The sequence below is a fragment of the Vibrio natriegens NBRC 15636 = ATCC 14048 = DSM 759 genome, from assembly GCF_035621455.1.
Taxonomy (GTDB): domain Bacteria; phylum Pseudomonadota; class Gammaproteobacteria; order Enterobacterales; family Vibrionaceae; genus Vibrio; species Vibrio natriegens.
Map to the genome: position 1 here is coordinate 215,420 of NZ_CP141823.1, position 25,811 is coordinate 241,230.

Annotated in this window: 27 protein-coding genes; 6 read left to right on the forward strand and 21 right to left on the reverse strand. The window is 44.9% G+C overall.

Translation table 11 applies throughout. The annotated features are described in order from the left end of the window. Nucleotides 1-140: 140 nt before the first annotated feature. The gene (locus VER99_RS15500; RefSeq protein ID WP_236614650.1) at nt 141-1,355 is read right to left on the reverse strand and encodes a hypothetical protein; all 1,215 of its coding nucleotides are present in this window, start codon (nt 1,353-1,355) and stop codon (nt 141-143) included. Nucleotides 1,356-1,628: 273 nt separating this feature from the next. Then, nucleotides 1,629-2,270, reverse strand: coding sequence for a leucine efflux protein LeuE (leuE, locus tag VER99_RS15505; RefSeq protein WP_020333830.1), 642 nt, complete (start codon nt 2,268-2,270; stop codon nt 1,629-1,631). A gap of 283 nt (nt 2,271-2,553) precedes the next feature. Here leuE and VER99_RS15510 point away from each other — a divergent pair, with 283 nt between their 5' ends. The 4 genes from VER99_RS15510 (at nt 2,554) to VER99_RS15525 (ending at nt 6,118) form a co-directional block, all read left to right on the forward strand. Next, a complete protein-coding gene (locus tag VER99_RS15510; RefSeq protein WP_014234028.1) occupies nt 2,554-3,570 on the forward strand; it encodes a TRAP transporter substrate-binding protein in 1,017 nt (338 codons plus the stop codon). A 53-nt stretch (nt 3,571-3,623) separates the two neighbouring features. Continuing rightward, nucleotides 3,624-4,172, forward strand: a complete 549-nt coding sequence (locus VER99_RS15515) for a TRAP transporter small permease subunit (RefSeq protein ID WP_014234027.1) — start codon at nt 3,624-3,626, stop codon at nt 4,170-4,172. Nucleotides 4,173-4,323: 151 nt separating this feature from the next. Continuing rightward, on the forward strand, nt 4,324-5,601 hold the full coding sequence (locus VER99_RS15520; RefSeq protein WP_049794701.1) for a TRAP transporter large permease: 1,278 nt from the start codon (nt 4,324-4,326) through the stop codon (nt 5,599-5,601). A gap of 34 nt (nt 5,602-5,635) precedes the next feature. Then, the gene (locus VER99_RS15525; RefSeq protein ID WP_020333829.1) at nt 5,636-6,118 is read left to right on the forward strand and encodes a gluconokinase; all 483 of its coding nucleotides are present in this window, start codon (nt 5,636-5,638) and stop codon (nt 6,116-6,118) included. 98 nt (nt 6,119-6,216) lie between these two features. Here VER99_RS15525 and VER99_RS15530 read toward each other — a convergent pair whose 3' ends face one another. After that, nucleotides 6,217-7,137, reverse strand: a complete 921-nt coding sequence (locus VER99_RS15530; protein WP_152490548.1) for a DMT family transporter — start codon at nt 7,135-7,137, stop codon at nt 6,217-6,219. 95 nt (nt 7,138-7,232) lie between these two features. On the opposite strand from VER99_RS15530, the gene VER99_RS15535 reads away from it, so the two are divergent. Beyond that, the gene (locus VER99_RS15535) at nt 7,233-8,141 is read left to right on the forward strand and encodes a LysR substrate-binding domain-containing protein (protein WP_020333827.1); all 909 of its coding nucleotides are present in this window, start codon (nt 7,233-7,235) and stop codon (nt 8,139-8,141) included. Nucleotides 8,142-8,347: 206 nt separating this feature from the next. On the opposite strand, the gene VER99_RS15540 is transcribed toward VER99_RS15535, so the two are convergent. Next, entirely contained in the window at nt 8,348-10,918 is a 2,571-nt protein-coding gene (locus VER99_RS15540; protein ID WP_020333825.1) for an ExeM/NucH family extracellular endonuclease, read from the reverse strand. Nucleotides 10,919-11,772: 854 nt separating this feature from the next. Between VER99_RS15540 and rarD the strand changes: the two genes are divergently transcribed. Then, nucleotides 11,773-12,672 (forward strand): EamA family transporter RarD, encoded by a 900-nt coding sequence (rarD, locus tag VER99_RS15545; RefSeq protein ID WP_020333824.1) that lies wholly within the window; start codon nt 11,773-11,775, stop codon nt 12,670-12,672. 114 nt (nt 12,673-12,786) lie between these two features. Here rarD and VER99_RS15550 read toward each other — a convergent pair whose 3' ends face one another. From VER99_RS15550 to nifT, 17 genes are all read right to left on the reverse strand, one after another. Beyond that, the gene (locus VER99_RS15550) at nt 12,787-12,963 is read right to left on the reverse strand and encodes a hypothetical protein (protein WP_014234020.1); all 177 of its coding nucleotides are present in this window, start codon (nt 12,961-12,963) and stop codon (nt 12,787-12,789) included. Nucleotides 12,964-13,085: 122 nt separating this feature from the next. Then, a complete protein-coding gene (gene modC, locus VER99_RS15555; protein ID WP_020333823.1) occupies nt 13,086-14,219 on the reverse strand; it encodes a molybdenum ABC transporter ATP-binding protein in 1,134 nt (377 codons plus the stop codon). 10 nt (nt 14,220-14,229) lie between these two features. Next, nucleotides 14,230-14,913 (reverse strand): molybdate ABC transporter permease subunit, encoded by a 684-nt coding sequence (gene modB, locus VER99_RS15560; RefSeq protein ID WP_231119409.1) that lies wholly within the window; start codon nt 14,911-14,913, stop codon nt 14,230-14,232. A gap of 8 nt (nt 14,914-14,921) precedes the next feature. Then, the gene (modA, locus tag VER99_RS15565; protein ID WP_020333821.1) at nt 14,922-15,671 is read right to left on the reverse strand and encodes a molybdate ABC transporter substrate-binding protein; all 750 of its coding nucleotides are present in this window, start codon (nt 15,669-15,671) and stop codon (nt 14,922-14,924) included. A gap of 4 nt (nt 15,672-15,675) precedes the next feature. Then, nucleotides 15,676-16,512, reverse strand: coding sequence for a peptidylprolyl isomerase (locus VER99_RS15570; protein ID WP_020333820.1), 837 nt, complete (start codon nt 16,510-16,512; stop codon nt 15,676-15,678). Between the two features lie 10 nt (nt 16,513-16,522). Then, a complete protein-coding gene (locus VER99_RS15575) occupies nt 16,523-16,975 on the reverse strand; it encodes a nitrogen fixation protein NifZ (protein ID WP_020333819.1) in 453 nt (150 codons plus the stop codon). Nucleotides 16,976-16,979: 4 nt separating this feature from the next. Beyond that, on the reverse strand, nt 16,980-17,273 hold the full coding sequence (locus tag VER99_RS15580; protein ID WP_020333818.1) for a nitrogenase-stabilizing/protective protein NifW: 294 nt from the start codon (nt 17,271-17,273) through the stop codon (nt 16,980-16,982). Between the two features lie 26 nt (nt 17,274-17,299). Next, nucleotides 17,300-18,442, reverse strand: coding sequence for a homocitrate synthase (nifV, locus tag VER99_RS15585; protein ID WP_020333817.1), 1,143 nt, complete (start codon nt 18,440-18,442; stop codon nt 17,300-17,302). Between the two features lie 10 nt (nt 18,443-18,452). Then, complete coding sequence (nifS, locus tag VER99_RS15590) at nt 18,453-19,685, reverse strand: cysteine desulfurase NifS (protein ID WP_020333816.1); 1,233 nt, start codon at nt 19,683-19,685, stop codon at nt 18,453-18,455. Next, complete coding sequence (nifU, locus tag VER99_RS15595) at nt 19,675-20,565, reverse strand: Fe-S cluster assembly protein NifU (RefSeq protein WP_020333815.1); 891 nt, start codon at nt 20,563-20,565, stop codon at nt 19,675-19,677. The genes nifS and nifU overlap by 11 nt, the downstream gene beginning before the upstream one ends. Before the next feature lie 254 nt (nt 20,566-20,819). Next, nucleotides 20,820-21,110 carry a ferredoxin III, nif-specific gene (gene fdxB / locus VER99_RS15600; RefSeq protein WP_014234010.1) on the reverse strand — a complete coding sequence of 97 codons (291 nt, stop codon included), beginning with the start codon at nt 21,108-21,110 and terminating at the stop codon, nt 20,820-20,822. 22 nt (nt 21,111-21,132) lie between these two features. Next, nucleotides 21,133-21,612 (reverse strand): NifB/NifX family molybdenum-iron cluster-binding protein, encoded by a 480-nt coding sequence (locus VER99_RS15605; protein WP_014234009.1) that lies wholly within the window; start codon nt 21,610-21,612, stop codon nt 21,133-21,135. Then, a complete protein-coding gene (nifN, locus tag VER99_RS15610) occupies nt 21,609-22,979 on the reverse strand; it encodes a nitrogenase iron-molybdenum cofactor biosynthesis protein NifN (protein ID WP_020333814.1) in 1,371 nt (456 codons plus the stop codon). Before nifN ends, VER99_RS15605 begins: the two co-directional genes overlap by 4 nt. A 1-nt stretch (nt 22,980) precedes the next feature. Then, nucleotides 22,981-24,399 (reverse strand): nitrogenase iron-molybdenum cofactor biosynthesis protein NifE, encoded by a 1,419-nt coding sequence (gene nifE, locus VER99_RS15615; RefSeq protein WP_020333813.1) that lies wholly within the window; start codon nt 24,397-24,399, stop codon nt 22,981-22,983. Between the two features lie 149 nt (nt 24,400-24,548). Then, nucleotides 24,549-24,848, reverse strand: a complete 300-nt coding sequence (locus tag VER99_RS15620; protein ID WP_020333812.1) for a hypothetical protein — start codon at nt 24,846-24,848, stop codon at nt 24,549-24,551. Then, nucleotides 24,841-25,530, reverse strand: a complete 690-nt coding sequence (locus tag VER99_RS15625) for a NifB/NifX family molybdenum-iron cluster-binding protein (RefSeq protein WP_020333811.1) — start codon at nt 25,528-25,530, stop codon at nt 24,841-24,843. Before VER99_RS15625 ends, VER99_RS15620 begins: the two co-directional genes overlap by 8 nt. Nucleotides 25,531-25,543: 13 nt before the next feature. Then, nucleotides 25,544-25,762: a putative nitrogen fixation protein NifT gene (gene nifT, locus VER99_RS15630; RefSeq protein ID WP_020333810.1), complete on the reverse strand. Its 219-nt coding sequence runs from the start codon at nt 25,760-25,762 to the stop codon at nt 25,544-25,546. Between the last annotated feature and the right edge of the window lie 49 nt (nt 25,763-25,811).

Consider the following 25,811-nt stretch of genomic DNA (forward strand, 5'->3'; position numbering starts at 1 on the left):
ATCTGTGTAACTCATTACCCCGTAGTGCTGACAAACATAAAACCAATTCGGTTGTTCGGGTTGTTGGAATAGCAAAAAAGTGGAGGAGTTGTAATCTCCCCCACTTCACTGTTATTGCAGCGACAAATACAAGCTATTCTCTACTCCCATACAAGGCCTTCAGGTAAATCAGGAAGCGCCCAATTATGGATATAGTTGATCACTCTTAACGAATCATCGGCCGCTTGTGTAAAGCCACGTGCATAATTCGTATTTACTTGGTCAACCGTAAAGACCTGAGGGTTTCCTGCTATATCAAGAAGAGGAACCACCTGATATGACAAAGTTGAAATCACCACTGGGGCATTAATATCCGGCTCTACGCCTGGAAGAACTAGCCCCACTTCAATTCCGGAATACATAACATCACGGTAATAGCTATACCCCATAAAATTGAAATACCCGTTGTCATTAATACCTAGAGTGGTGTTGATATTAATAACTAGATCGAGAGTGATAGATCCAAACTTATCTCCAGCCCCTGCTAAAAGCGCTGCGGCCGTATCCAAGTCTTCCGAACTCAATGCTTCAACACCGTTACCAGCCAAATGTCTAAGACCACCTAACTGCTCATCTGACAAAGTAAGATCAGGTAGATGACCATTTAGCATCAGTGCTTTATAGAGTGCCAAGTTTTCCAGTGGCGAATCGATGGTTTTGAATACATCCTCCGTAACCTCCACCTCAATTCGTCCAGCCGGGTCGATTCTCACACTAATCGCATTGTTAATATTAGACATCGCTTCATTGTAGGATGAGTCGATCACATCAACGGGTGATCTCGCAACACTCAAGCGACCAAAGTCCACTTCTTCAGCATAGCTTGCAAAAACGTAGTCCTCATATCCCACTAAGCTTTCGACAATTTCACAATCACTGTTAAGTGGAATCAGTGTTAATCCATCTTCTGTTTGAAACTCTTCAGGAAGTAAAGGTAGCGGCTCCCCGGTGACTACATCGGTAGCCTGTTCATTTGCGATTGGCTGGAAGCAACCATTATCATCTTGTTGCGATATGTATAACGTTGCGTCCAATTCATCCCAGTCCCAGGTATATTTCACTGGCTCACCATTGTCATTGCGGACAATAATAAGCAAGTCACCGTAAAGGTCGCCTTTACTCACGCCCGGATCATTATTACCTCTGCCTGGCTTTCCATCTCTACCTTGATTCCCAGCCCAAGAAGGACGATCTGAGCTATCATCAGCGGACAGAGCGAAAGGAAGCGACAAGAATAATAGTAGCGCGAGCGCCATACTCACAAACATAAGTACATTCATGCTTATGCTTTTAATTGGTGTGTAGTCTTTCATCATCTGCTCCTTAGCGTATGGATACGCTCCCATCGCAATACATTGCTTAAGAGAAAAAAGACTGTCTGACTTAATTAAGTTTTTAACACCACCAAATTAACTGTAGAGTAGAATTCATAAGCAACCGCTAATATACGCAAGCGTTTTGATACGGATCAATTGAATATCAATTAAGTTTCTTAGTAGACGCTACAATGTTGATACAGAAACGGTCTCAGAGGATAAAGGTTTCGCCTTCAGAAAACCTTGTACAAAGTCCACCAGCCTTGGGCCGGATTAACTTAAGCTTGCTAGCCTTGCTGCAAAGCCCATAAAGAACATACCTAGTAACCCGTTGCCTAACTTTGCTAACACTTTATTATCTTTGAATAATTGAGTTAATGATGAACCCAGAAAGATCAGCGTACTCAAATAAATGATGCTAAAAACTTCTAAGATAAACGCCAGGATCAAGTATGAAATCCACGTGTGTTCGTACGTATAATCGATAAACTGGATAAAGAAAGAGACGTAAAACAGGATTGCTTTTGGATTGGTCAGACTTAACGTCAGCGACTTAGCAAACACATTTTCGCGTTTCTTAGGGCGAGCGACGTCTGATTCACCATCATCACTTTTGCTCATTAACTGATGAATGATTTTCACCCCTAAATACAGCAAGTACGCGGCACCCAAGTAGCGAATGATCGTGAACAGGACGGGAGAAGCTTGAATTAACGAAGCAACACCTAGGTAAGAGAGCAAAATTAAAACCGCGTCACCAATAAGCACACCAGAAGCTGCTTTATAGCCCGCCTTAACACCCAGCGATGAGCTCGATTTCAACACATAGAGAGAGTTTGGACCCGGAGCAAGAATGATCATGGTCAGACCGACCAAATACGTCCATATATTAATTACGCCAAACATCTCCAACATGACGAACAACCCTTCTACCAAATGACATCGAACAGAATTACGAGATATAACTGAAACAAATAGCAAAGTCTATCTCAGCGCGAAGAATTCCATCGAAAATATATAAACCCTCATTCATAAACAGACATCTCATTCATGTTAGAAACTAATTAAAGATGTTACGGAACGTGATCAAACTCGTAGATTTCAACCGATGTTACCGGTAACTTACGAAATGTTCCCGGTAACATTCGGGCGTAGTAGGAATACAAGTAGATCCGATAATAAATTAAAGGACGAATGAATGAACATCATACAAAAATCCCTAACCTCAGCTATCTCACTAGCGTTGCTATCCACTTCCGCTTTCGCTGCTGACTTTAACTTTAAGTTTCAATCCAGTGACCCATCTGGTGACAAGAACTTTCAGGTTCAAAAAGAGTGGACGGAACGCGTAGAGCAAATGTCTGGTGGTCGTATTGAAATCGACCTACTGCCTGTTGGTGCTGTGGTTAAACACACAGAAACCTTAGGCGCTATCAAAATGGGCGTTATCGATGGTCACATTACCGCAACAGGTTACTTTACTGGCCAAGATCCAGCGTTTGGCCTGATCGGTAATATGGTTGGTGCATGGTCAGACACTCGCCAACTACTTCAATACATCAACTACGGTGGTGGTTATGAGTTAATGACTGAGCTCTATGCACCATACGGCGTGAAATACATTGGCGGTTCAACAACAGGCGTAGAGTCGTTTGTATCTAAGGTGCCACTAAATGGCGTTGATGATCTAAAAGGTCTTAAGCTTCGTGCTCCGGAGGGTCTGGTTCAACAAGTATTTGCGGCTGCAGGTGCGACCCCAGTAAACCTACCAGGTTCAGAGGTCTTTACGGGTTTGAGTAAAGGCGTTATTGATGCTGCTGACTACACCGTTTTCTCTACTAACCATCAAGCAGGCATGAACGATATCGCAACTCACCCAGTTCAACCTGGCTTCCACTCACTGCCAACGATTGATATCTCAATGAGTCAGAAAAAGTGGGACAAACTACCAGCCGATCTTCAAGAGATCATGACGGTATCGGTTCGTGACTTTGCTGAAGATATTACGACTCAACTGCGTATTGCAGACCAGAAAGCCGTTAAAGAAGCTGAAGCGAACCCTAACATTACCATCCACGACTGGTCGGAAGAAGAGCGTAAGAAGTTCCGTCTGATAGCGATGGGCGAGTGGGAAAAATATGCTGAACTCTCTCCTAATGCGAAAAAAGTTTACGATTCTATTACGACTTACCTAAAAGACTCGGGTCTTCTATAAGTTGTTAAAAAAAGGGAGGTTTACTCCTCCCTATTTCATTTGGAATTAGACATATGAAAGAATCAGACACAAATCTAGCGGCTGAAATGCCCCAGAATATTCTCGACAAAGCAATAACCAAAATCAGTGAGCTGTTTAGTTTATTGTTTGTTGCCACCGTCATCATTTCATTTTACGAAGTAGCAAGCCGCTATTTGTTTAACTCACCAACCATGTGGGTGCACGAAACCGCCTCCTTTATTGGTGGAGCACTGTTTGTGATCGGCGGGGCCTACGCTCTCGCAACCGACAAACATGTAAGAGTCGTTCTCGTTTACGATGCGGTATCGCAAAAGACAAAACGTTACCTGAATGTCTTTCACCATCTAGCAGGGTTACTGTTTAGCGGGTTATTGATTTATGCAGCGTGGCAAACTGTGGCTAACTCTTGGTTTGCTCCTTGGGGTGGATTGAGATTAGAAACCTCGGGCTCCGCTTGGAATCCTCCATTTCCTGCCCTGCTTAAAGGCATCATTTTATTTACCGTTTGCCTGATGTTTATTCAATTCATTTTGCATTTGATTAAAGAAATTCAACAACTAAGGGACGAAGGCGATGAATAACTTATCTTCTACAAAACCTTCTGTTGGGAGCTACAAACCAGTGTTCCTTGTCATCGGCCTTCTGACCTTAGCGGCTGCTTTAGGATGGGTTGGTGTGCAAACCTTCACATCGAACTTGTCATCAATTGGTATCGAGTACGGCAGCTTGCTGATGCTGGTGTTGATGATTGGTCTATTGTTGACTGGTATGCAACTCGCTTTCGTAACAGGCCTTGTCGCACTGATCTTTACCTTAGGCTGGTTTGGCGTTGATGCACTACCGCTTATTACGAGCCGTATTTTCAGCTTCGTCAGCGGTTACGTATTCCTTGCGGTACCAATGTTTGTACTGATGGCTGCGTTGCTCGACCGCTCAGGAATTGCCCGAGACTTGTTCGATGCAATGAAGAGCGTCGGCCGTAAAGTTCGCGGTGGGGTTGCGGTTCAAACCTTGCTTGTTGCGGTGATCCTTGCATCTATGTCGGGCGTTATCGGCGGTGAAACGGTACTGCTTGGTATTCTTGCTCTGCCACAAATGCTAAGACTGGGCTATGACCGTAAGTTAGCGATCGGCACCACATGTGCTGGCGGTGCACTAGGCACCATGCTACCACCGAGTATCGTTCTGATTATCTATGGTTTGTCGGCTTCCGTATCAATTGGCGAACTATTCAAAGCGGCATTCTTACCAGCGTTTATTCTGGCAATGTTCTACATGGCTTACGTACTGATTCGCTGTAAGCTGAATCCCGACCTTGCTCCGTTACCTTCAGAAGAAGACCTGGCTAAAGATGCTGAAGCTCATCCAAGTTACTTCAAAGCGCTGTTCTTCCCTTTGCTATCGGTAGCGACGGTTCTAGGAAGTATTTACACCGGTATTGCATCAGTTACCGAAGCCTCTGCTCTGGGTGTGGTTGGTATTGCTATCAGCGCGGCTATCCGCAAAGAACTTAATTGGAAGATGATCAAAGAGTCTTCTATCGCGACGATGCGTACCTGCGGCATGATCATGTGGATTGGTATCGGCGCTTCAGCTTTGGTTGGCGTATACAACCTAATGGGCGGTATCGACTTTGTAGAGGAAACGATTCTCGCTCTAAGTGGCGGAAACGCGATGTCTACCTTGCTTATCATGATGGCGATTCTGTTCGTTCTGGGTATGTTCCTGGACTGGGTTGGCGTTGCACTACTGACTATGCCGATTTTCGTCCCGATCATCACAGGCCTTGGAATGGACCCAATCTGGTTTGGTGTGGTGTTCTGTCTAAACATGCAGGTCGCGTTCTTGTCGCCACCTTTTGGTCCAGCAGCATTTTATCTTAAGTCTGTTGCGCCTAAAGACATTAGCCTTGGTGAAATATTCACTGCACTACTTCCGTTTATAGCACTACAAGTTAGTGTTCTTGCTCTCGTGATTGTTTTCCCAGAGCTTGCATTATGGTGGCGATAAATCTGCCCATTAAGCCTAATTATGAGTTGATACTATGAATAAAAAATATGTCGTTATGGGTGTTTCTGGGTGCGGTAAATCTTCTATCGGTGACTCGCTGGCAAAATCGCTGAACATCCCTTTTTTCGATGGTGATGATTACCATCCAACGGAGAACGTTGAAAAAATGAGGAATGGCATCCCTCTTACCGACGAAGACAGAAAAGAATGGCTGTTAACCTTAAATGCGTTAATACAGGAACAGGAAAACTTGGTACTGGCATGCTCTGCCTTAAAACCAGAATACAGAGAAACATTAAGAGCAGGCTGTAATGATCTCACGTTCTGCTATTTAAAAGGTGATTTTGACACGATATGGGCTCGTCTAAAGGCCAGAGAAGATCACTATTTCCAAGGTTCAGCGATGCTAGAAAGCCAGTTTAATACTCTGATCGAACCCACCGAGCAGGAGGCAATCTATATCGATATCAATCAGCCACCGGAAAAAGTGGTTGGAGATATCCTCGCAAAAGTTTGATCAAAAAGGGCTGGTACTCCAGCCCTTTCTTTTGATCCTACCTGTTAGCTTGTAACAGTTGATTATTCGTCATCACTCCATGCCCTTTGCTGAACCGACTAAACATGGCGAACTCTGGTTTGCAACAAGTGCTTGAATAACTTGGAAGCAAAGCTATTCATCAACGAGGCTATGATGATGAGTGCAATTCCGACGACCTGATAGATAGAAAAGCTCTCTTCAAAAAACAGCACTTGCCATATCGCGGTGAACAACAAACTGGTAAAGATCAACGGTGCAACTTGAGAGTTATTTTCGGCCAGCTTATACGCTTTAGAGCGGAAAATTTGATTGCCTACGACGGATATCGAGAGCCCGAAAAGGCATATCCACACCAATAAATTTCCCTGCGGCGCTAACAATATCTGCATGTCTGGTTCTGACAAACCAGATATGAAAGATAATGGCAGAACGCTCAGAGCAGCAATAAGAAATGTCCAGCTATTAAGAACAGAAGGCGTCACCTCCCTTTTGCTAGCGCGAAACAGACTCACCTGTGACCCTGCACTGAACAGTCCCGAAGCTAAACCAATTAACAGCTCCGGTCTAAACTGAATCCCGGACACTTCACCAGCCAGCATTAAAACGCCAATAAAAGTCGCGGCTAAACCGAATTTCGTTTCTGTTTTTATCTTTACTTTAAAAAACAGCTTTTCTAAAACGGCAATAAAAAGCGGCCCTGTTGCAAAAAGTACCGAGCTTTCGACCAGGGATAACGTATTCAATGAGGCAATGAAGCACAACTGGCATGCAGCGATGCATAGCCCACGAATAATAATAGGCTTTACTACTTTACGTGGCGGCATAGGTAACTTTGAAGCCACTACAATTGCAAAAAGCAACAAGGTTGGCATAAGAAAACGGAGAAACGTAAGCAGCTCAATACCCATCATTTCGGTAAGTTTTTTTAATAGAAGTCCAGTTAATGACAAACTGAACGTTGAAATTAGCATATAAGGTACAGCGTGGTTCTTCGACAAGATAGTATCCTCCCTATTGACGAGCCCATACTAGAGCAATGACAACAGAGAAAAAAACGAATATATTTAAACAAACCTGTTAGATAAACTTACAAATGAATAAACGACCACCTCTGAAATCTCTTTACGCATTTGTTGCGGTCGCAGAAACCGGCAGCATGACTGAAGCCGCTGGTGTACTTAGCGTGAGCCACTCTGCAATCAGCCAAGCGATAAAAAGCCTTGAATCAATCATCGGGCAACCATTGTTTCAACGAGTCGGCAGGCAGGTTCAACTCAATTCAGTTGGCCAGAAGTACTACAATGACATTGCTCCGGCATTAAAAACGATCGTTGATGCGACGGAAGCCGTTACTCACCAGCCACAATCAAATCGAATCACACTGAATATGATTAACTCTCTGGCAATCCATTGGTGGGTACCAAGAGTCGATAACTTCCAACAATACGCCCCGAACGCGGACATTCGTCTGTCTAATCTAATCGGTCCTTTTGATTTAAACCAAGAAGGTGTGGACGTAGCAATCATTCACGGTAAGTCCGATGAATGGGAAGACTACTATTGCGAAAAGCTCGGAGATGATGAGCTGTTACTGGTGTGCAGCCCTGACCTGTTGGATTCATCACAAGACATCCCGTCCGCTGCTGAATTATTGCAACGCTATCCTGCGATTTATGCTGAAAACCTGCGTAGAAAGCAGGACTGGAGTGTTTGGTGTCAGGGTAACTCTCTGCCCGTTCCTAAGAAGCAAAATAATTTGAGTTTTATCGCGTCAATACACGCCGTTCAGGCCGCAATCCGAAAGCTGGGTGTTTTCGTTACACACCGATTATTCGTCCGTGATGAAATTAAGCACGGCTTGTTGGTAGAAATAGGGTCGCCAGTTAAAAACCCGCATTTGGAGTTTTTCTTTGTTTGCAAACCAGAAAAACTGCGTAACGAAAATGTTCTTAAGTTGAAATCTTGGTTGAGTAAGGAATTTAATAACACGTCGGATGAATGATGACTAAGAGCGCGCCATTTGGCACCACACCACCATTCGGTTTAGTTTATCGGCAATTATAAGAAAAGCCCGGCTATAGGAAACTGTTTACTTCCTGGCCGGGCTTAAGTGACTGTGATTTAAGTGACATTACTTATCTGGAAGGTAAAACTATCCATACAAATAAAATCAACCTAAAAACCTTCACTTCAATAAACACTTATGTCTTAGTTACCACCTTGAAACCACGGTTTCTTAGGCTTGTTTTTGTTGTCGGACTGGTTGTGTTTATTTTTATGTTTGTTGTGCTTGTTAGGATGATTCGGGTGCTTTCCAGGCTTATGTTTATCATCATTGCCAAATGCAAGCACAACGATCGCTGGATCATGATCAGACGCTCGGTAAATATCAGAATATTTCGGTAAGTCACCTGAGTACTCTGTTGTGTAATCAACATAAGTCGATTCAGGCGAGTTGATATTCCAATCGATAGCTGCAACGACGTTGTTTTCTGCCGTTTCTGCATCTGCCAAAATATAATCCAGTGTTCCTAGAGTGTCGTCGTACGAATAGCTGTATGAATTCGGATGCCATTCTCTGATAACATTTCTGTAGCCAAATGATTGTGAGAGGCTTTCAGGTTGAGCACCATCCATTTTTTGATCACCAATAAACGTATCACGAGCTGGTGTCACCGAGTAACCTTCCGGAAGCTCTGTTAACAACAAAATCGGGTCTTCGCTGGCGTAAGAGTTCAAGTCACCTAGGATCAACTTGTGTCCATCAATTTTAGCTAACTCAGTACCCAAGTGTTGTGCGGCAGAAACTCGGAAATTTTCACATGAGCCCTGTCCATCTACATCTTGCTTGTTCTGCAGGTTTACATCTTCCCAGCAGGTTGAGCCCTTTGACTTGAAGTGATTAACAGACACCGTGATGGTCTCGTCAGTGCCATTGATACGGAACGTAGGAGTAATGGCATCTCTTTGATAGTTGTCAGTATCCTCACCTTCGGTCGCGTGTTGCTCCGGCATTTCAATCAGTCGGTAAGTATCAAGTGTGACTTTAGCAGGTTTAAAAATCACCTGGTTAGTGATGGCATCGGTTCCAACATAGTCGTAATCTTCGCTGGATACGTACGAATACTGGTCAGACTCATCTTCAATCAAAAGATTAATTTTATTAACCAGATGCGCTACAGCAGACGCTTCGCCAAAACCGTTGTTTTCAATCTCCATCAGACCAACGATATCTGCATCCATCGCGACGATGGCTTTGGCAATTTTATCACCCTGACGTTCAAACTCATCGACTGTTTCCGCACCACGGTTGTCACCATATGGGTTTTCAGCCCCGCCAAATGGAGAGTTAAAGTAGTTAAGTACGTTGAAAGTCGCGACGCGCAGGTCCCCATCGACAAGATCCGGCGTCGAGGTACGGTCATTATTGTGAATAAACGTGTCTTGCGTTGCTTCATTGGTAACGTACAGACGGAAATCACTGTATGAGTACCCCAATACGCCCTGAAGTCCGTTAATAGTGTCGTCGATGCGGATATAGTCATCACTGGTTGTTGTACCGTCTTCCATTGGAACCGCACTTTCTGTCAGAAAATCACTGTACCAAGGCACAACACCGTTAGCCGCTTTTTGGAATGACTCAATATAGATTCGGCGATCTTTATTTTCATTGTCCTTAGCTGCGGCTTCGACGGACCCCGCTACATTTTGCTGGTTCATATGTAGGTTAACCCGTTCATACGATGCCATCATGTTGTAGCGATATGCGTCGTAATCAAAGCTGAACGTTCGCGTGATATGCATATCTGCTGCTTCGTCCAGCTCAACAAGCATGCCTTCATGACGTTCCAGAGTGAAGTCGAAACTGTCATCCGTGTCCATAGTACGCAGTGGCGTTGGAGTTATCGTGATTTGGGTAGGCTCAACATTATTAACATGCGTATCAATCAATTGAGTCCAGCCATAGCTTTCGTAAGCTTTACCCTGCACCGTAACGGTATTGCCGACCTCAATACCACTAATATCACCTCTGATGAAAATTGCATCAGAGGTATTCTCGTTACCGTCCCCATATTGATCTTGCAGGAAGAATCCTACTGGCAGGTCATTGCCTAGTGCAGACGTTTGAATCGCTGTCACGATACCTGTAACTTCGTAATACCCTTCTGATTCATAACCAGATTCAATCAGAGGTGAACTCCAGGCATCCCCCTGTATTTCCATGATAGTTGTTGCTGTCGCGTCTGGAATGGTGTTATCTACACCTTCATCCGACAAGCTTCCCAAACCGTCAAAGGTATCTTTGGCGTAGCTAGTCCAGTCACTCTCATCGAATACTGTGCTCGCAGAACGTCCTATACGGCGCAGCGTGATGTCTTTTCCCCAACCACTGGTCGTTGGTACATCGCCAACAATATCAACTACATTGCCATCATTAAGAAGCGCAACCGCATCACCACCATTGTGTACCAGAGCAGAAGAAATGATAGTGGCGACATCAGCCGATAGTGACAGCTCTGCCTGACTGTTTTGTACAACCAACAGCTCTTGTGGCGCTAAAGTACCAGTCAAATTCAACATTTGTGTCGGGATTTCAGAGCCATCTTTATAGCGTGCTAACGTGTAATTAGAGAGCAGAACACTTTCCGAGCCATTGTTGTACAGCTCTATTGCTTTATTATAGCTGCCGCCTTCAACATATTCCGTAATCAAAACTTCGGCGTTGGCAACGTTAGAAAGTGCCAGACCCACCGATAATGTAATCAGTGTTTTTTTCATCTTGTATCTCATCCATGTTTTATAGATTGAATGTTTAATATCGCGGAGACTTACTTGTAGTGGTTAACCGTATATTTAATATTAAATTAGCATTTAAATATGACTTTTAAGTTAATGAAATTCATAGAGATAGCTAATTAAGGAAAAGGTAATATTATTGCATTTTAATTAGTTACATTCCGATCAGAGTGTCATTGTTAAGTTAAAATAATATGAACATTTAATTATTCTATCCACCTTAAATTCAAGACAATTAAATATAATAGAGTGTAATCGAATACATTTATTCTTCAGATTCAACGATGAATATTAATTAAAATTAAACGTAAATTTCGAGTTAGGGTCGATACAACGGAGCATCAACAAAGCACTGGTTGGGATAATATTTTAAGATTAACAGGAATAGACATAATAAATTAAAGGTTTCTGGCTCATCTATCTACGAGAAGCGTATGAGCAACCTCGAATCTTATTTTTTTATGCACTCAAGCACACATTTGGTGCAAAGATGTTTAATTTCTGTTAGCTTACGCAACAGAACGCAACAATAATTTTGCAACACATTGAGCAATCAATAATCATGCGGTAAAACAACTTACTCATTCCTGAATAAGTCCGCTCGTAACTACGCTAACAAGCTCACGTGTTTTGAAATACCAATCACAGTAAGTAAGTGATCAGAGGTAGCGTAGGAAAAATGCTGAAGAACAAGGCAAAATTTTTCGATAAGTAGTTATCCTACAATCAAAAATTTTAACGCCGTTATCGAGCATTTTAACAAGCTAGAATGACCAGTTATTTACTACGATTGGTATAAGTACCATCATCAATTTGAATCGCACTCGAAAATAATTATGCACACTAGAACCAATACTCCTTTTGGCGTGACTCTCAATATCATCGGGTCGGCCCTCTTCGCAGCTATGTTCGCTTACACGTCTTTACTCGGTGAACTAGATGGAGAAGAAATTTATGGATGGCGTATTTTAATCACTTTCCCTCTTTTAACGGGTTTCATTTTGCTAAACGGCAATTGGCATCAAGTTGTGGGTATCTTTCAGCGATTATTGCAATTTAACTTAATGTTCATCTTAACTCGGTTCTTGACGTCTTTTTTAATTGGAATCCAGTTGTGGCTATTTTTGTGGGCACCCGTGAACGGCTATGGACTTGCGGTATCGCTTGGCTACTTTATTATGCCGATCACGTTAGTTTTGGTGGGACGTTTGGCATTTAACGATCAATTGTCGCGTTTTCAAAAGTTAGCGTGCTTTTTTGCCATGCTGGGCATTCTCAACCAAATGGTCATTTCGCAGACATTAGCCTGGCCTACACTGGTTGTCTGCTTAGGTTACCCAATCTATTTTTGGCTAAGACAAAAAACTGAGACTAACAATATTGGTGGTGTTTGGTTCGATATGATGCTGAGCCTGCCTGTCAGTCTCTACTTTATTTTTGAAAGCGGCTACATTCTTCAAGAGATCAATGTAAGTTCTGATCTCCTGTGGTTAATTCTTGGTTTGGGGTTAATCAGTACGTTAGCCCTGGCATTTCAATCTTTGTCTGCGCCACACCTTAACCTCAGTTTGTTTGGTCTGTTGGTCTATGTTGAACCCGTTCTTTTAGTTGTGGTGGCGATTTTGTTAGGTGAGAGTATCACAGCGAAAGAGTGGCCAACGTATATTGCAATTTGGCTCGCTGTTTTTGTACTGATGGTAGAAGGTTACTTAAGTTTGAAGAAAGCCCGGTATTAAATGGTGGGCGTAATAGATTGTATAAACGCGTCTTGCCCACTCAACGTAATTGATATGACCTAAGTGGGATTTCACGAGCATCTGTCTGTAAAAACATTATTCAGATAGCGCTGGTTATTTTGTTTCCATCGTCGCCGTTAGGATTGGATCCTGCGACTCTTCTGACTTCAAAATAGCCTGCTCTTGCTTCTGCTTTGCATGCAGTGCTTCGATAAGCTGACGGTCTAACTTCGCAAAATAGAGGTCTTCTTCCGCCTTACCTTTTAGCCGAAGTTTTTCTGTAAAGTCCATGGCAGCCACCTCTCCATCATGACTATCTATTGAAAGTATAGATGAACGAATAAAAGTGGTGTCTCACCCAAAAGTGCGCTATTCGGGCATTTAATCTATTGCTCTTAGCTAATCTATCGCTCTTAACAAATCGCGACAGCTTTAATGAGCGCCCAGACACGCTGATCTCGCTGTAAGTCGAGTTCATGAAGCGATTTAACAGTTACTCTGGCGAGTAAACGTTGTTGATTAGCGAGTTCCAATACAACTAAAGCTTCACCAGATTGAATGGACTTCGATTCAATCTCGATAATCTTTGCCGGTAACCGGTTAAGTACTGTGGTGGAAACTGGTTCATCCAATGCTATCCCCACATCGCTGGCCAGAATCCGACATCGCTGGCGCTCTCCAGTATTCGCTGTTTCGCCGGGCACATAAAACGTGACATCGTCACAACTTAACTCGGTCATTGCGTACTTTTCGCAACGGCTTTTCACCACTGTGTCAAATACGCTGCCCATTTCCTCGCCAAACAGATGACTAAACTGAGCGTCAGACATTACCTGTTGAGCACCACCACTGGCGACAATGCTGCCTTGATTAAACAACACAATATGATCGGCTAACCTTGCTAGTTCCTGTACCGAGTGAGTGACATAGATGATAGGCAGATCCCACACCCTCTGAAGGCGTTCAAGGTAAGGTAAAAACTCTTCTTTTCTGGCATGGTCCAGTGCCGATAACGGCTCGTCCATCAGCAACAATTGGGGCTGTGTCAGCAAAGCACGCGCAATCGCCACTCGCTGTTTCTCTCCTCCGGAAAGTTGTGATGGATAACGATTCAACAAGTGATTGATGCCTAATAGCTGCAAAATGCTGTCACGTTTAAACAGCGTTGGTTGTGTCTTTACCCGCTTCTCGGCATAAGCGAGGTTTTGATCAACGTTTAAATGCGGAAATAGACTTGGCTCCTGAAAAACGTAACCGATTCGGCGTTCAAAGGTAGGAAGAAAAACTTTTCCATCCCAGCTTTGCCACTGTTCGCTGTTGACTCGTACTTCGCCTTGTTCAACTCGGACAAGCCCCGCAATTGCTCTCAAACAAGTGGTCTTCCCACAACCTGAATGCCCAAAAAGAACGGTCACACCTCGACTGGGCAGATCTAACTCTGCCTTGAGCTGAAAGTTTTCATAGTTGATGTTCAGCTTCGCGCTTATTGAAGCTTCATTTTCAGTAAATATCACGCCTTCACTTTCAATAACTGTCGCGTTGATCATACGAGTCCTCCTACTCCATTCTGGCTTTATGCAGATTGTTGAGCCAATGAATCAACAACAACGCCAGAAAAGAAAAACCGACTAATCCGGCTGATAAAATATGGGCATTTAGGTAGTCGAGTGCTTCGACATGATTGTAAATTTCGACCGACATAACCCGAGTTTGTCCCGGTATATTTCCTCCAATCATAAGCACCACGCCGAACTCGCCTAGTGTGTGGCAAAACCCCATGACAGCAGAAGATAAAACACCCGGCCATGCCAGAGGTAATGTGACCGTAATAAACGTATCGAGTGGCGATGCACGTAATGTGGCCGCGACTTCCATTGGTCTTTTACCGATGGCGGCGAACGCGTTCTTAAGCGGTTGGAGGACGAACGGTAGCGAGTGTATGGTGCAAGCCACCGCAATACCTGTGAAAGTGAACGGCAGTTGTTGCCAGCCCAACTGATATAAAATTTGTCCCACACTGCCCTGCGGTCCAAGTAGTACGAGCAGGTAAAAACCGAGAACGGTCGGCGGCAGAACCAAAGGTAGCAGCAGAACAGACTCTATCACCGGCTTAAAACGCGATTTACCATGACATAACCACCAAGCGGTGGGTATGCCAATCACCAGCAGTGCACACGTTACGACAAAAGCCAACTTGAGTGTTGTAACAATCACTAAACCATCCAATGGCGTATTCCTCACTCTTTCTTTTAGTCGGTCAAATAGCCATAGCTGCGAATGATCGCTTTAGCGCGGTCGCTTTTCAGGTAAGCAATAAATTGCGTCGCACTGGCTTTACCTTTCCCCAACGTCAGCGTCACTGCATCTTGCTTAATTGACTGGTAATCACTCGAAGGCACTTGCCAAACGCTCCCAGACTGAAATTCTCCTTGCTGATAAACCTGTGATTTCGCCAGCAGTCCGATTTGTGCATTACCAGTAAAAACAAATTGATAGGTCGCGTTCAACCCTTTACCAATTACCAGTTTGTTCTGAACACCTTGCCACTTTTGATGCTTCTCAAGCATCTGCTGTGCTGCCAACCCATAGGGAGCAAGCTTTGGATCAGCGATCGCAAGGTATTGAAAATTTGCCGAAAATAACTCTGATTTAACGTCAAGATTCTCAACAGGCGACCATGCCACCAAAACGCCTTGTGCGTACGTAAACTGATCTTCGGCCAGTTGTTTTTCCACCAGCAGTTGAGGTCGGCGTTGATCGGCTGAAAAGAACAAGTCAAATGGTGCACCGTTAACAATCTGCGCATAAAGCTGGCCCGTTGAACCAGTGCTAATTTCTACATCATCGCTATGCAGTTGCGTGTAATCACTCGCAAGCGCTTTCATTGGACGATAGAAGTTATTTGCAACAGCAAGTGTCAGAGATTGGCTGTAGCTGTTGCTCGAGAACAGCATCGCAGCAGCCAAGCAACAACTTAGGTTAGATCTATTTTTGGCCATAAAACTATCCCTCTTCCGCTAACAACTGCGACACCCACTGCTTCTGTATGTACGCTTTCGCTCTTTGTTGATGTTTTTGTTTGAGATAGGAATAGGCTTGCTCAAATGGTAATTGACCACTGGGTTTTACTGAGTGGACACGAATCAAATGAAAACCAATTTCCGTCTCAATAACTGAGCTAATCTCCATCAGATCAAGCTGTGGTAACTGCTGCGCGATTTGCGGAAAAAGTTTGGCCTCTTCACACCATCCCAGATAGCCATCATTGACTGCACTCGGGCATTCAGAATATTTCAGTGCGACTTGAGAAAAATCTCTCTCCTTTAACTCTTGCTTTGCTGTCTGAATACGAGCAAATGCAGGTTTACGGTGGTTTTCCTCAATATCGGTATTTACGGTGACCAGTATTTGACTTAGTTCCCACAGGCTTGGGCGTACAAACTTTTCCTGGTTGGCTTGATAATGTTCGAAAGCCGCTTGTTCACTAAGCTCGGGCACATCACTACTGACTTTTTCTAACACTTTATTGCAGCGAAGTTCATCCTTTAACGCCAGCCTGAGATCACTTTCTGACAACTGTTGCCCGTTAAGCGCACGATAAAATTCCTCTAAGCTTGGATACCCTTCCATTACGTCATTTATCGCCTGTTCAAGTTCATTGTCATGCACATAAGTTTGAATACCCAGACTTGAGCTTAGTACGGCCGACTGAATTCGAAAAAGCTGCTCAACCTGCGTGTTCACATCTTGTTTCTGCTGTTCACTCAGCCACTGAGGATTTAATTGATATCTTTCTGTCGCCACTTTCGCAGTCAGATAGTGACGTTTATATGCTTCCATGCTGTTACTCCTATGCCTCTATTGGGCTTAATCGCGTGGCATCTAAGGTAATCGTGTGCTCTCCAAACTTAACTTCGTAGTTAACGGTCCCATCATCTAAATTTCGATAAGCTCGGTGCACTTCTATTACGTCACCTTTGGACGCAAGTGGCTCGCCAAACATGACTAAACTGCAAGTCAATTTTGCTTTATCTAAAGACCGAAACAGGCAAGGAACCCAAGGCAATGTAGCGTCAATAACTTCACTGTCTCTCACGCCAACCACTTTGCTTTCTGCTGCGATAAAAATTTGATAAATGAGCTGTGTCTGCAAAAAATAACCGTAACTCCGAACAATACCGACGCTTCCGGCTTCAACGAGCAAGTCTCCTTTGTCTCTGTCCTGAAAACTGCCATCATTGCGAATATTTCTCACTACTCGTACTTCGTCACCCGATTCAAAACGGGGTATTTCTGCCTGCATAAGGTTACTCCGCTTGGTCGCAATCTGACTGACATGTCGCACAAGCGCTTTGATTTACCGTAGGAAGCCTTCCGCGCGTAATTTGTCCATAGGCTATCGATAATGCACTTCGGTAATCATCGTAGTTGTCTGTCACTTTCCTTGCGTCTAAGAGCTGACGACAAAGCCTTAACAGCGGAATGTGCTTGCTCTGTACAATCTGGCTATCGTATTCAATGGCGAAGTATTCTAAGAAATCCTCCACGCCCTCAAGCTGTTCGAGATCTTCAATAATCCGACGCTGCTCTCTGGTATCCATACCATTCTCTCCCGAAAGTTTTGAGATTAAGCCGAGTGTAAAATCATTGAGGTGAAACTACGCAACTGCTGAGGATCCGGGACACATTTGTAAGTTTCAGCCCAATTGACGAGTTGTGCTTTTATCAATTCACACTGTGCTGTAGTCAGCCTGATCCCCATCGCTGTATAGATTGACTCAATGGCCTGCATACCTGAGTGCTTACCCAGAACCATTTGATGGTCTCGTCCTACCAGACTTGGCTCAACACCCTGATAGTTCTTAATATCCTTGAGTAAGCCATCGACGTGGATGCCCGATTCATGCGTAAAAGCACAGTCCCCAACGATCGCCTTTTGCGGCATCAGCGGACGGCCAGAGGCGACTTGAACATAGCGACACAAACCTTCAAGCTTTAGTAAATCGACACCAGTTTCAGCGTGATTAAGCACCTTCAGCGCAACCGCTATCTCTTCCAGCGCGGCATTACCTGCGCGCTCGCCCAAACCATTCACTGTCGTATTAATAGAGTTCGCCCCCGCACGTATTGCCGCTAAAGAGTTCGCGGTCGCCATTCCCAAATCGTTATGCGCATGCATCTCAATCTGAAGACCCGTTTGAGCTCGTAATTCAGATATGGTCTGGTATGTAGAAAACGGATCGAGAATACCGAGTGTGTCAGCGAAGCGAACCCGGCTCGCGCCAAAAGATTCCGCCACTTCGAGTACCCGGCATAACACATCATGATCGGCGCGGGATGCGTCCTCCATTCCCACACAGACTTGCATACCGTTATCTATGGCCTGTTGAATGACGGATTCGCAAGCTCTTATCACCTGCTCCAGTGTCTTATTCAGCTTATGTTTGATTTGCTGGTGCGATACAGGTACCGAAAGATCAAGCCAATCCAGTCCAAGATCAACCGCACAATCCACATCTTCCGCTAACATCCGACACCACCCCATCGTCTTGGAATGTGTGAGACTATGGGTGATAGCCTTAATACCCTCACGCTCCCGCTCACCCATCGCCGGGATACCGACTTCAAGCTCACTGACGCCTGCAGACTCGAGCAATAAAGCAATGTTTACCTTTTCGTCGATGGTAAAGCCCACACCGGGGCTCTGTTCACCATCACGTAATGTTGTGTCATTGATAATGACATTTAACGGCTGCGCTTGCTTATCCATCGCGACACTCCTAGCCATAGACTGGAATAAATTCCGTCTCACTACCCTGTTGTGTTTCTGAGTTCCAATACGGCGACATTTCACGCAATCGTGCGACGATCGGCGGCAAATGTTCGAGCACATGATCGATATCTTCATCGGTCGTAAATCGAGACAGAGAAAATCGCAATGTACCGTGGGCCGCAGTAAACGGTATCTGCATCGCTTTCATCACATGAGACGGCTCTAGTGATCCTGAGGTACAAGCGGACCCCGACGATGCGGCAATACCAACCTGATTCATCATCAACAAAAGCGCCTCACCTTCGACATACTCCACAGCGATGTTGGTGGTATTTGGAACTCGACGTTTCGGAAAGCCCGTCACAAAGCAATTGGGAATTCGCGCAAGTAGCCCTTGTTCAAGCCGATCGCGAAGCATTTGAATTCGATGTGTTTCTGTTTCAAGTGCTACACATGCCAGTTCAGCAGCCTTACCCATTGCGATGACAGATGCTGCGTTTTCCGTGCCAGCACGTCTTCCACGCTCTTGGTGTCCACCACGTAATAACGGACGGAACTTAGTGCCACGTTTTACATATAAAGCCCCAATCCCTTTTGGCGCATGAAACTTGTGCCCCGAAATAGACAACATATCAATCGGGCAAGTTTGTACATTTACCGGGCATTTCCCTACCATTTGGACCGCGTCTACATGAACAATCACACCAAATGATTTCGCCAGTTGAGCGACTTGTTCAATAGGAAATATCGTGCCGGTTTCATTGTTGGCCCACATGATAGAAAGTATCGCAACATTGCGGCTTAAAGCCGCTTTGAGGGCAGTCATGTCGAGGCGACCTTTTTTATCCACACCTATCCAGTGAACGGTGTAGCCTTTGCGCTCCAATGTCTGACAAAGTTGTAGCGTCGCCGGATGCTCAACTTGTGTGGTAATGATCTCTTTCTTATCTGGGTAGGCTTCAACCGCAGATAGAATGGCCGTAGAAGTCGCTTCGGTCGCACAAGAAGTGAAAATGACTTCGCTTGCGTGTTCCGCACCAATTAACTGCTGAACTTGTTCGCGTGCTGTCTCCATCGCATGACCGACGGCGGCTCCAAGACGATGAATCGAAGAAGGATTGCCATAAAAAGTATCGAGATACGGTAACATCACTTCGAGCGCTTTAGGGTCAATACGGGTTGTCGCATTGTTATCAAGGTAAACCAGCTTATCACTGCTTAATTTAGCGTTATACGTCATAAGAGCCTTCCTTTTTAATCGTGTTCGATGCGTTTTGTTGAACTGGGAATACCGTAAAAGCGTCACCCAAGGCTTGAGTGATTTTTTGTTCCAAGTTCGCCATCGTCAGGCCAGATAAGCCACATCCAACACATGCGCCGCTCATTTCAACAAAAATGATATTGTCTTCAATATCGACCAGGCTAATGTCACCACCATCGGCTTGCACCGAAGGACGAACTTGTTCAATGATGGACTCAACAATGGCGACGATCTCAGTTTCCGGCTCATCGAGTTTTTTGGATACATCAGTAATCAAACCTTGTTCTGCCATTTCTTTAAGGCAATCTTCTAATACCCACTCAATTTTTTCATGGCAAGAGGTGCATGCTCCGCCCGCCTTGGTGTAGTTGATCACTTCTTCAAGTGTGGTGAGTTTATTGGCTGCGACCACGCGTTTTATCATCAAGTCATCAATAGCAAAGCACTTGCAGATTAACTCACCTTCTTCATGGTCATCTTCTAACGTTTCACCACGATAGTTAGCGACTGCCGCATGTAATGCTTCCATCCCCATTACAGAACAATGCATTTTTTCTGGCGGTAGACCATCAAGATATTCCGCGATGTCGTTATTTGTAATGCTCATGGCCTCATCAAGTGATTTACCGATGATCATCTCTGTCAGTGCTGATGACGACGCAATCGCGCTTCCACACCCGAAGGTTTGAAAACCAGCGTCTAAGATCACTTCAGTGTCAGGTTCAACTTTAAGCGTTAAACTCAATGCGTCTCCGCAACTGATTGAACCAACATCCCCACGTGCATTAGCGTCACTAACTAATTTTGCGTTTTTTGGATGAAAGAAGTGTTCCTTCACCTTTTCCGAGTAATCCCACATAGCCACTCCTTGGTTGAATATCTTTCGGTTCTTTCGATATTGTTACCGTTGCAATAACCCGACCAAGATCACGAAAAGGCACAACCATATGATTTTTAAGAAGTAAAAAATGCTCTTGATGTGACATTGGAATAAGAACGACAAAATTGTCATACCGTTTGTAGGGTTTATAACAAAACAAATTGTCAGCTAAGAAACATTAAGGGGATAAAAAGGACTGACTAAAAAAGGATGAGAACTCATCCTTTTGTTATTTATGCAGAGGGTGCGGTGAACGTCTGACAGTTTTTAGGACAAACTTTGGCGCAGGACATACATCCGATACAGTCCATTTGGTCTTTCAGAGTCATCACCATCATGATTTCGTCTTCATCATAATAGTCATCATCATCATCCGTGGCCTCCTTCTCAATTAAGTCGAAGACATTTCGGGAGCACACTTTAAAGCAGCGGCCACACCCTATACATTTTTGTTCATCAATCGCCTCGATAAATTGAGGTGCCCACGGTTCACCACCTCGGGTATAACTGAGTTGCGTCGTCATATTAACCATCCTTGTTTTACAATTACCATTCTTCATCCATTAGCTGAGTGAGCCTCTTTTCGGTGCCTGAGGTGTCGGGCTGCTTATTTTTCTTTAGCGCTCTGGAAAGCCATCCTGTGTGAGCGCTGTCTAACTCAGACAGGACTTCATTCAATAAAAAGTGAATGTCGCATTTCTCATTTACTTTGACTGGCTGGATATCACACTCCAACAATTGTCGTATCGCCGAAGCACCGCACGCATTACAGAATATTGCTGCGCACCCCGATAAATCTTCGATACGACTGGGTAACTTATCGTGTGCAGGGCCGCTAGTTCGGTACTCAATGGCTTCCATCAGGTGCCACTCGGTGTGGTAGATACCGTAAATCAATACACCTTTCGCAGAACCAAAGTGTTGGTCAACCGTTTGTCTATCTGACGTAGTAAAAGCAATTTTAACGCGCAGTTTTTCCTGAGTTGGCTCCGGTGGAAGATATAGCCTTCTTTTTGTCGACTTCATAACCCCTCCGTTGTTGGTAACACGTCATTTGCACCAAAACGATAGTAGCTTACGTGGGGTGTTACCTCGTCTTTGTGGTTGCGAAGCAACAAGTTGGCAAGTGCGAACAGTCGTTGACGAGCACCTTCATAGCCTGTTTGTTTGAGCTCCATATTTCCGAACTGGTCAAAACATGGATAGCCGACCCGCATAACAGGGACAACCGGCTCACATACGTTGGCACAATGGCTGTTACCAATCACTAAGGTTAACTCCGGGTTGGACAGATCGATGCACGATAAGTCACCAACAATTACTTCTTGTGCTTGCATGTCTTGCAAACCCGGGACATCTAACGTCGTGACGACCTGACTAACGGTACCACCTGCCATGGTGATTAGGTCAACGTAACCACTCGCCAAGTCGGGTTCAAGTGCGATGGTGTATTGCTCGCCACTGAGCAAAAAATGAACATCGAGTAATGCATCCTGCAGTCGTTGACGCTCACGTGTTATCCAGCCGGGCACAGCGCGACCACTTATCTCCGATAACGTCATGATAAATTGGTCGATTACGTCCAGGTTCATTGCCATCCCAAATTGGTGATAGCGAATACCGAACCTCACTTTAAGCCACCTTGCTACCTCATCGAGAGATTCGCCGAATACCAACGTGATAGCGCTGTCAGCCATCAACTCAACTTCAAGGACCGAAGTACCTCCAGTACTGGTCGCGCTAAAATCCTCTCGACCTAAATGACCGTCTAACGAAAGCGATAAGTCAGGCACAATGACAGAGTCCAATTCGAATGCTTCCACGTAGCGTTTAATCGTTTCAATATCCGCAGAAGTCATTCCTATAGAACAAAGGATATTCACTTGTTTGCGCTGTTTGTCTCGACCTGTCGGCCCTTTAACCAATTGCTTCACCACACTACGAACCGTATGCGCGTATCCAGTTTGCATGGAACCGACAAAATCCGGCGTCAGAACAGGAACAATTCTCGTATCCGAATATTGCGGGTGCTTGAGAGTGAATTCAGTAATGCTGTGATACAGGTCAGCCCCCTGCATTTCAGTTAAACCCGTGCTCATAAGTACGATCAATTCTGGCGCGTGTTTTTCACATAATACTTGTAGTGCTTCGCTTACATTACCCTCTCCGCCCATAACTGCAGAAACTTGGTCAATTGCCGTGTTCTGCAATGGAATCGGCTCCCTCAAATGTTGGATAAGGTAAACTTTAGTGAACGCACTACAACCTTGAGAGCCGTGCATCAAAGGTATGGAGCCAGCAAAACCAAGGGTCGCCAACGTAGCTCCCGTTGCCGGGCTCGTTTTTAACGGCTGGGTAACCAGTGGTGAATTTTGTTTGATTGGAGTAACCATATCAGGCTCCTTTTTCAATGATGGCAGAAGTGAATGTTGTGTCTTCGACGATCCAGGGAGCCTGACTTTGAACGGTTTGCCAGATGGGCGCTTCTATTGTTCTACATAGCTCTTTTGCTAACGTAAGCATGCCCTCGTAACCAGCATAGGCATGTTCCCGCTCTTGGTTAATATCTAAAAAAGGCAGCTTCGCTTTTAATGCGGTGTACATATTTCGGCCACCAGCAATCATGACATCAGCGTGATGTTGATGATAAGTATCGAGCAACAACCTGGCGCCACCTTCATCCAGCATGAGAGCGTCTTTGCCCATTATCTCCAGAATTTTATTTTTATCTGATTGTGTGGATTTACGGGTACCGGTAGCGACACACTCAATGCCAAGCTCTTGTAGGGCGCTCACGACTGACCAGGACTTAACGCCTCCGGTATAAAGCAGCGCTCGCTTACCACGCAACTTTTCTGCGTAGGGTACCAAAGCCGAGCGAATGCGACTTTCTTCTTCTGCAATCAACGCTTCTACTTCTTCGCTCAGTTTGGGGTCACCAAGTAAACGGGCAAATTCTCGTAGTGAATTCGATGTATCTTCGACACCGTAAAAGCTTCCTTCAAACCAAGGTATACCCCATTTTTCTTCTAGTTTTCGTGCAACATTCACTTGTGCTCGGGCACAAACGACCATGGCAGCGTCTGCACGATGCATAGTTTGTATTTGGTGGAACTGAGTGTCACCCGCCATACAGCACAACACTCTTAACCCTAAACGCTCAAATAATGGCGATACATGCCAAAACTCTCCGGCAATGTTGTATTCACCAATAAGAACGATATCGTGTACTAGCCGAGTTGAGTCGTGAAGCATTTTTGGTTTCGCTGGAGGCTCGGCGCTGCCCACGACGTGTTCAACCATCACATTACCGGCGATTCGGTTACCCAGGTTTTTATTACCATAAAAGCCAGCCGCATCGACAGGAATCACAGGGATGTTCCAACGCTCTGTGGCAAGAGAACAGATGGCTTCAATGTCATTCCCTTCGAGGGCAGGTACGCAGGTCATATAAACAAAAACCGCAGGTGGTTGATGTTGTTTAATCAGCTGTTTTATCGCGTGTAGCAGACGTTTCTCCGCTCGCCCCATGATAACGTCCTGCTCATTGAGGTCCGTGGTGAATCCATATCGAAACAGATTACTGCCCAGAGCTCGAGTCCCGCGGTTGTTCCAGCTGTTTCCCGCACAGCCAATCGGACCATGCACAATGTGCCCCACATCCGCTATGGGTAATAAACTTATCTGAGCGCCATCAAAACAACAGCCACCAGCCGTCGCCCCAGGTTTTGGTCGGCTACAACCACTTTTTTCTCCGCTGTTGTGCTCACAGGCGGGTTCATCTTGCAGTAACTTGATCTCCGATCGCTTCATGCGTCTCTCCTTGAGTTGCAACAGTTAAAGTTGAGATACCAAACACTTTGTTAGCTGCAAGCGCCATTCCACCTATAACCTATTGATTAATAAAGATACCAACAAAGATAAAAGCTGACATTGTCGTAAAGCCGACAAAAAACGCGCCGCTATTCGTGGAGAGCGACAACCAAACCGGAGCTCGCTTCCGGGTAATGTGTCAGCGTCAAACATCCCGACGCTTGTTGTGCGTACAAATAAAGATCGTAATGGCCGTAACTCTGATAGGGTTCACGACATCCCATCTCGTCTTCGCTACACAACGTAATTCTCACGTTAGGGTAACGTTCAGTGAGCCGTGTTTGCTCATTTACGCCTTGCGCAATCAGCTTATCTATTTCCATACCCAGTTGTTCCAGCAGATTAGCCGTGAGCGGGAATGGCTCGTGGAAAGCGTTTACGTTATTCATAAGCGGGTTCCCCGTGATGCTGAGGAACATAAGTACCAAGCAGTTTCTGAATCCAGGGAGGTGGCGTATTTGCCAGCATAACCTGCAACTCTTCCATCACGGTTTTTGCCTCAACAGCTTGCGGGCGTTTAATTGGGTGGACGTTAGCTCTGGTCACGCGTGCCGCTGCAGGGCCGCCAATCGACAAAGTAAACAGTATCTGGCATCCTTTAATCAGCTCTACTAAATGCAGAGCACGCTCCTCGCCTTGCCACTCTCGGTTCACTTCACTGACTTGAATAAGCTGAAATTCTGTCTCGTTTACTTCGTAAATAAGAATACGCAGGCACGATCCGTAATGCCCGTTTACCATTTCACCCTGATTAGAGGTTAATGCGACAGTCAGTTTGGGACCGTCCAAAGACACAGAAGGCGTCACCCGAGGTGGTTCAACGTCACCAATTTCTGTACTAGTCAGTATCGTATAAGCGTGACTGATGTCTTTACGCGTTTGTTCTCCATCCAGAGAGAGAATTAAAAGACGGAACGCTTTGGGAGAAATTCGCATCAGTTCTGTTTCAGTTAATGGCGCACTCACATGCTGCACCAGTAACCCTAGTAAACCACTAACGTCAATGTTAGGAAGTGATTTCGCCGCTAGCGCGATACGCAGTGCAACCGAAGGGGTAATTTCTTCGTTCATAACCTGTCCTCCTCTAAGCAGCCTGAAGTCGCTTAGCTCTTACGGTGATCGGTAACTTTGGCTTGTTCATGGGTTCGATGTAATACACCGCGCCACTCGATAGATGAACCTCTCCACCCCATTTATTGTCTTCGTCAAATTCAAAGTGAGTAATGTTTTCTTCAAGGTCTTTCTTAGCGAGGTAAAGGCTAAGTTCTCCAACCTCATTGTATTGAATCATTACGTTGGCCATGCTCTTCTCCTTTATTCAATGAGAAAGGGCTGAACTAAAGCGTGCTAAC

What these genes read in the sequence shown, in the direction of transcription:
- VER99_RS15500 (WP_236614650.1), bottom strand. Translation starts at nt 1,355, where the DNA reads ATGATGAAAGACTACACACCAATTAAAAGCATAAGCATGAATGTACTT.
- leuE (WP_020333830.1), bottom strand. Translation starts at nt 2,270, where the DNA reads ATGTTGGAGATGTTTGGCGTAATTAATATATGGACGTATTTGGTCGGT.
- VER99_RS15510 (WP_014234028.1), top strand. Translation starts at nt 2,554, where the DNA reads ATGAACATCATACAAAAATCCCTAACCTCAGCTATCTCACTAGCGTTG.
- VER99_RS15515 (WP_014234027.1), top strand. Translation starts at nt 3,624, where the DNA reads ATGAAAGAATCAGACACAAATCTAGCGGCTGAAATGCCCCAGAATATT.
- VER99_RS15520 (WP_049794701.1), top strand. Translation starts at nt 4,324, where the DNA reads ATGCTGGTGTTGATGATTGGTCTATTGTTGACTGGTATGCAACTCGCT.
- VER99_RS15525 (WP_020333829.1), top strand. Translation starts at nt 5,636, where the DNA reads ATGAATAAAAAATATGTCGTTATGGGTGTTTCTGGGTGCGGTAAATCT.
- VER99_RS15535 (WP_020333827.1), top strand. Translation starts at nt 7,233, where the DNA reads ATGAATAAACGACCACCTCTGAAATCTCTTTACGCATTTGTTGCGGTC.
- VER99_RS15540 (WP_020333825.1), bottom strand. Translation starts at nt 10,918, where the DNA reads ATGAAAAAAACACTGATTACATTATCGGTGGGTCTGGCACTTTCTAAC.
- rarD (WP_020333824.1), top strand. Translation starts at nt 11,773, where the DNA reads ATGCACACTAGAACCAATACTCCTTTTGGCGTGACTCTCAATATCATC.
- VER99_RS15550 (WP_014234020.1), bottom strand. Translation starts at nt 12,963, where the DNA reads ATGGACTTTACAGAAAAACTTCGGCTAAAAGGTAAGGCGGAAGAAGAC.
- modC (WP_020333823.1), bottom strand. Translation starts at nt 14,219, where the DNA reads ATGATCAACGCGACAGTTATTGAAAGTGAAGGCGTGATATTTACTGAA.
- modA (WP_020333821.1), bottom strand. Translation starts at nt 15,671, where the DNA reads ATGGCCAAAAATAGATCTAACCTAAGTTGTTGCTTGGCTGCTGCGATG.
- VER99_RS15570 (WP_020333820.1), bottom strand. Translation starts at nt 16,512, where the DNA reads ATGGAAGCATATAAACGTCACTATCTGACTGCGAAAGTGGCGACAGAA.
- VER99_RS15575 (WP_020333819.1), bottom strand. Translation starts at nt 16,975, where the DNA reads ATGCAGGCAGAAATACCCCGTTTTGAATCGGGTGACGAAGTACGAGTA.
- VER99_RS15580 (WP_020333818.1), bottom strand. Translation starts at nt 17,273, where the DNA reads ATGGATACCAGAGAGCAGCGTCGGATTATTGAAGATCTCGAACAGCTT.
- nifV (WP_020333817.1), bottom strand. Translation starts at nt 18,442, where the DNA reads ATGGATAAGCAAGCGCAGCCGTTAAATGTCATTATCAATGACACAACA.
- nifS (WP_020333816.1), bottom strand. Translation starts at nt 19,685, where the DNA reads ATGACGTATAACGCTAAATTAAGCAGTGATAAGCTGGTTTACCTTGAT.
- nifU (WP_020333815.1), bottom strand. Translation starts at nt 20,565, where the DNA reads ATGTGGGATTACTCGGAAAAGGTGAAGGAACACTTCTTTCATCCAAAA.
- fdxB (WP_014234010.1), bottom strand. Translation starts at nt 21,110, where the DNA reads ATGACGACGCAACTCAGTTATACCCGAGGTGGTGAACCGTGGGCACCT.
- VER99_RS15605 (WP_014234009.1), bottom strand. Translation starts at nt 21,612, where the DNA reads ATGAAGTCGACAAAAAGAAGGCTATATCTTCCACCGGAGCCAACTCAG.
- nifN (WP_020333814.1), bottom strand. Translation starts at nt 22,979, where the DNA reads ATGGTTACTCCAATCAAACAAAATTCACCACTGGTTACCCAGCCGTTA.
- nifE (WP_020333813.1), bottom strand. Translation starts at nt 24,399, where the DNA reads ATGAAGCGATCGGAGATCAAGTTACTGCAAGATGAACCCGCCTGTGAG.
- VER99_RS15620 (WP_020333812.1), bottom strand. Translation starts at nt 24,848, where the DNA reads ATGAATAACGTAAACGCTTTCCACGAGCCATTCCCGCTCACGGCTAAT.
- VER99_RS15625 (WP_020333811.1), bottom strand. Translation starts at nt 25,530, where the DNA reads ATGAACGAAGAAATTACCCCTTCGGTTGCACTGCGTATCGCGCTAGCG.
- nifT (WP_020333810.1), bottom strand. Translation starts at nt 25,762, where the DNA reads ATGGCCAACGTAATGATTCAATACAATGAGGTTGGAGAACTTAGCCTT.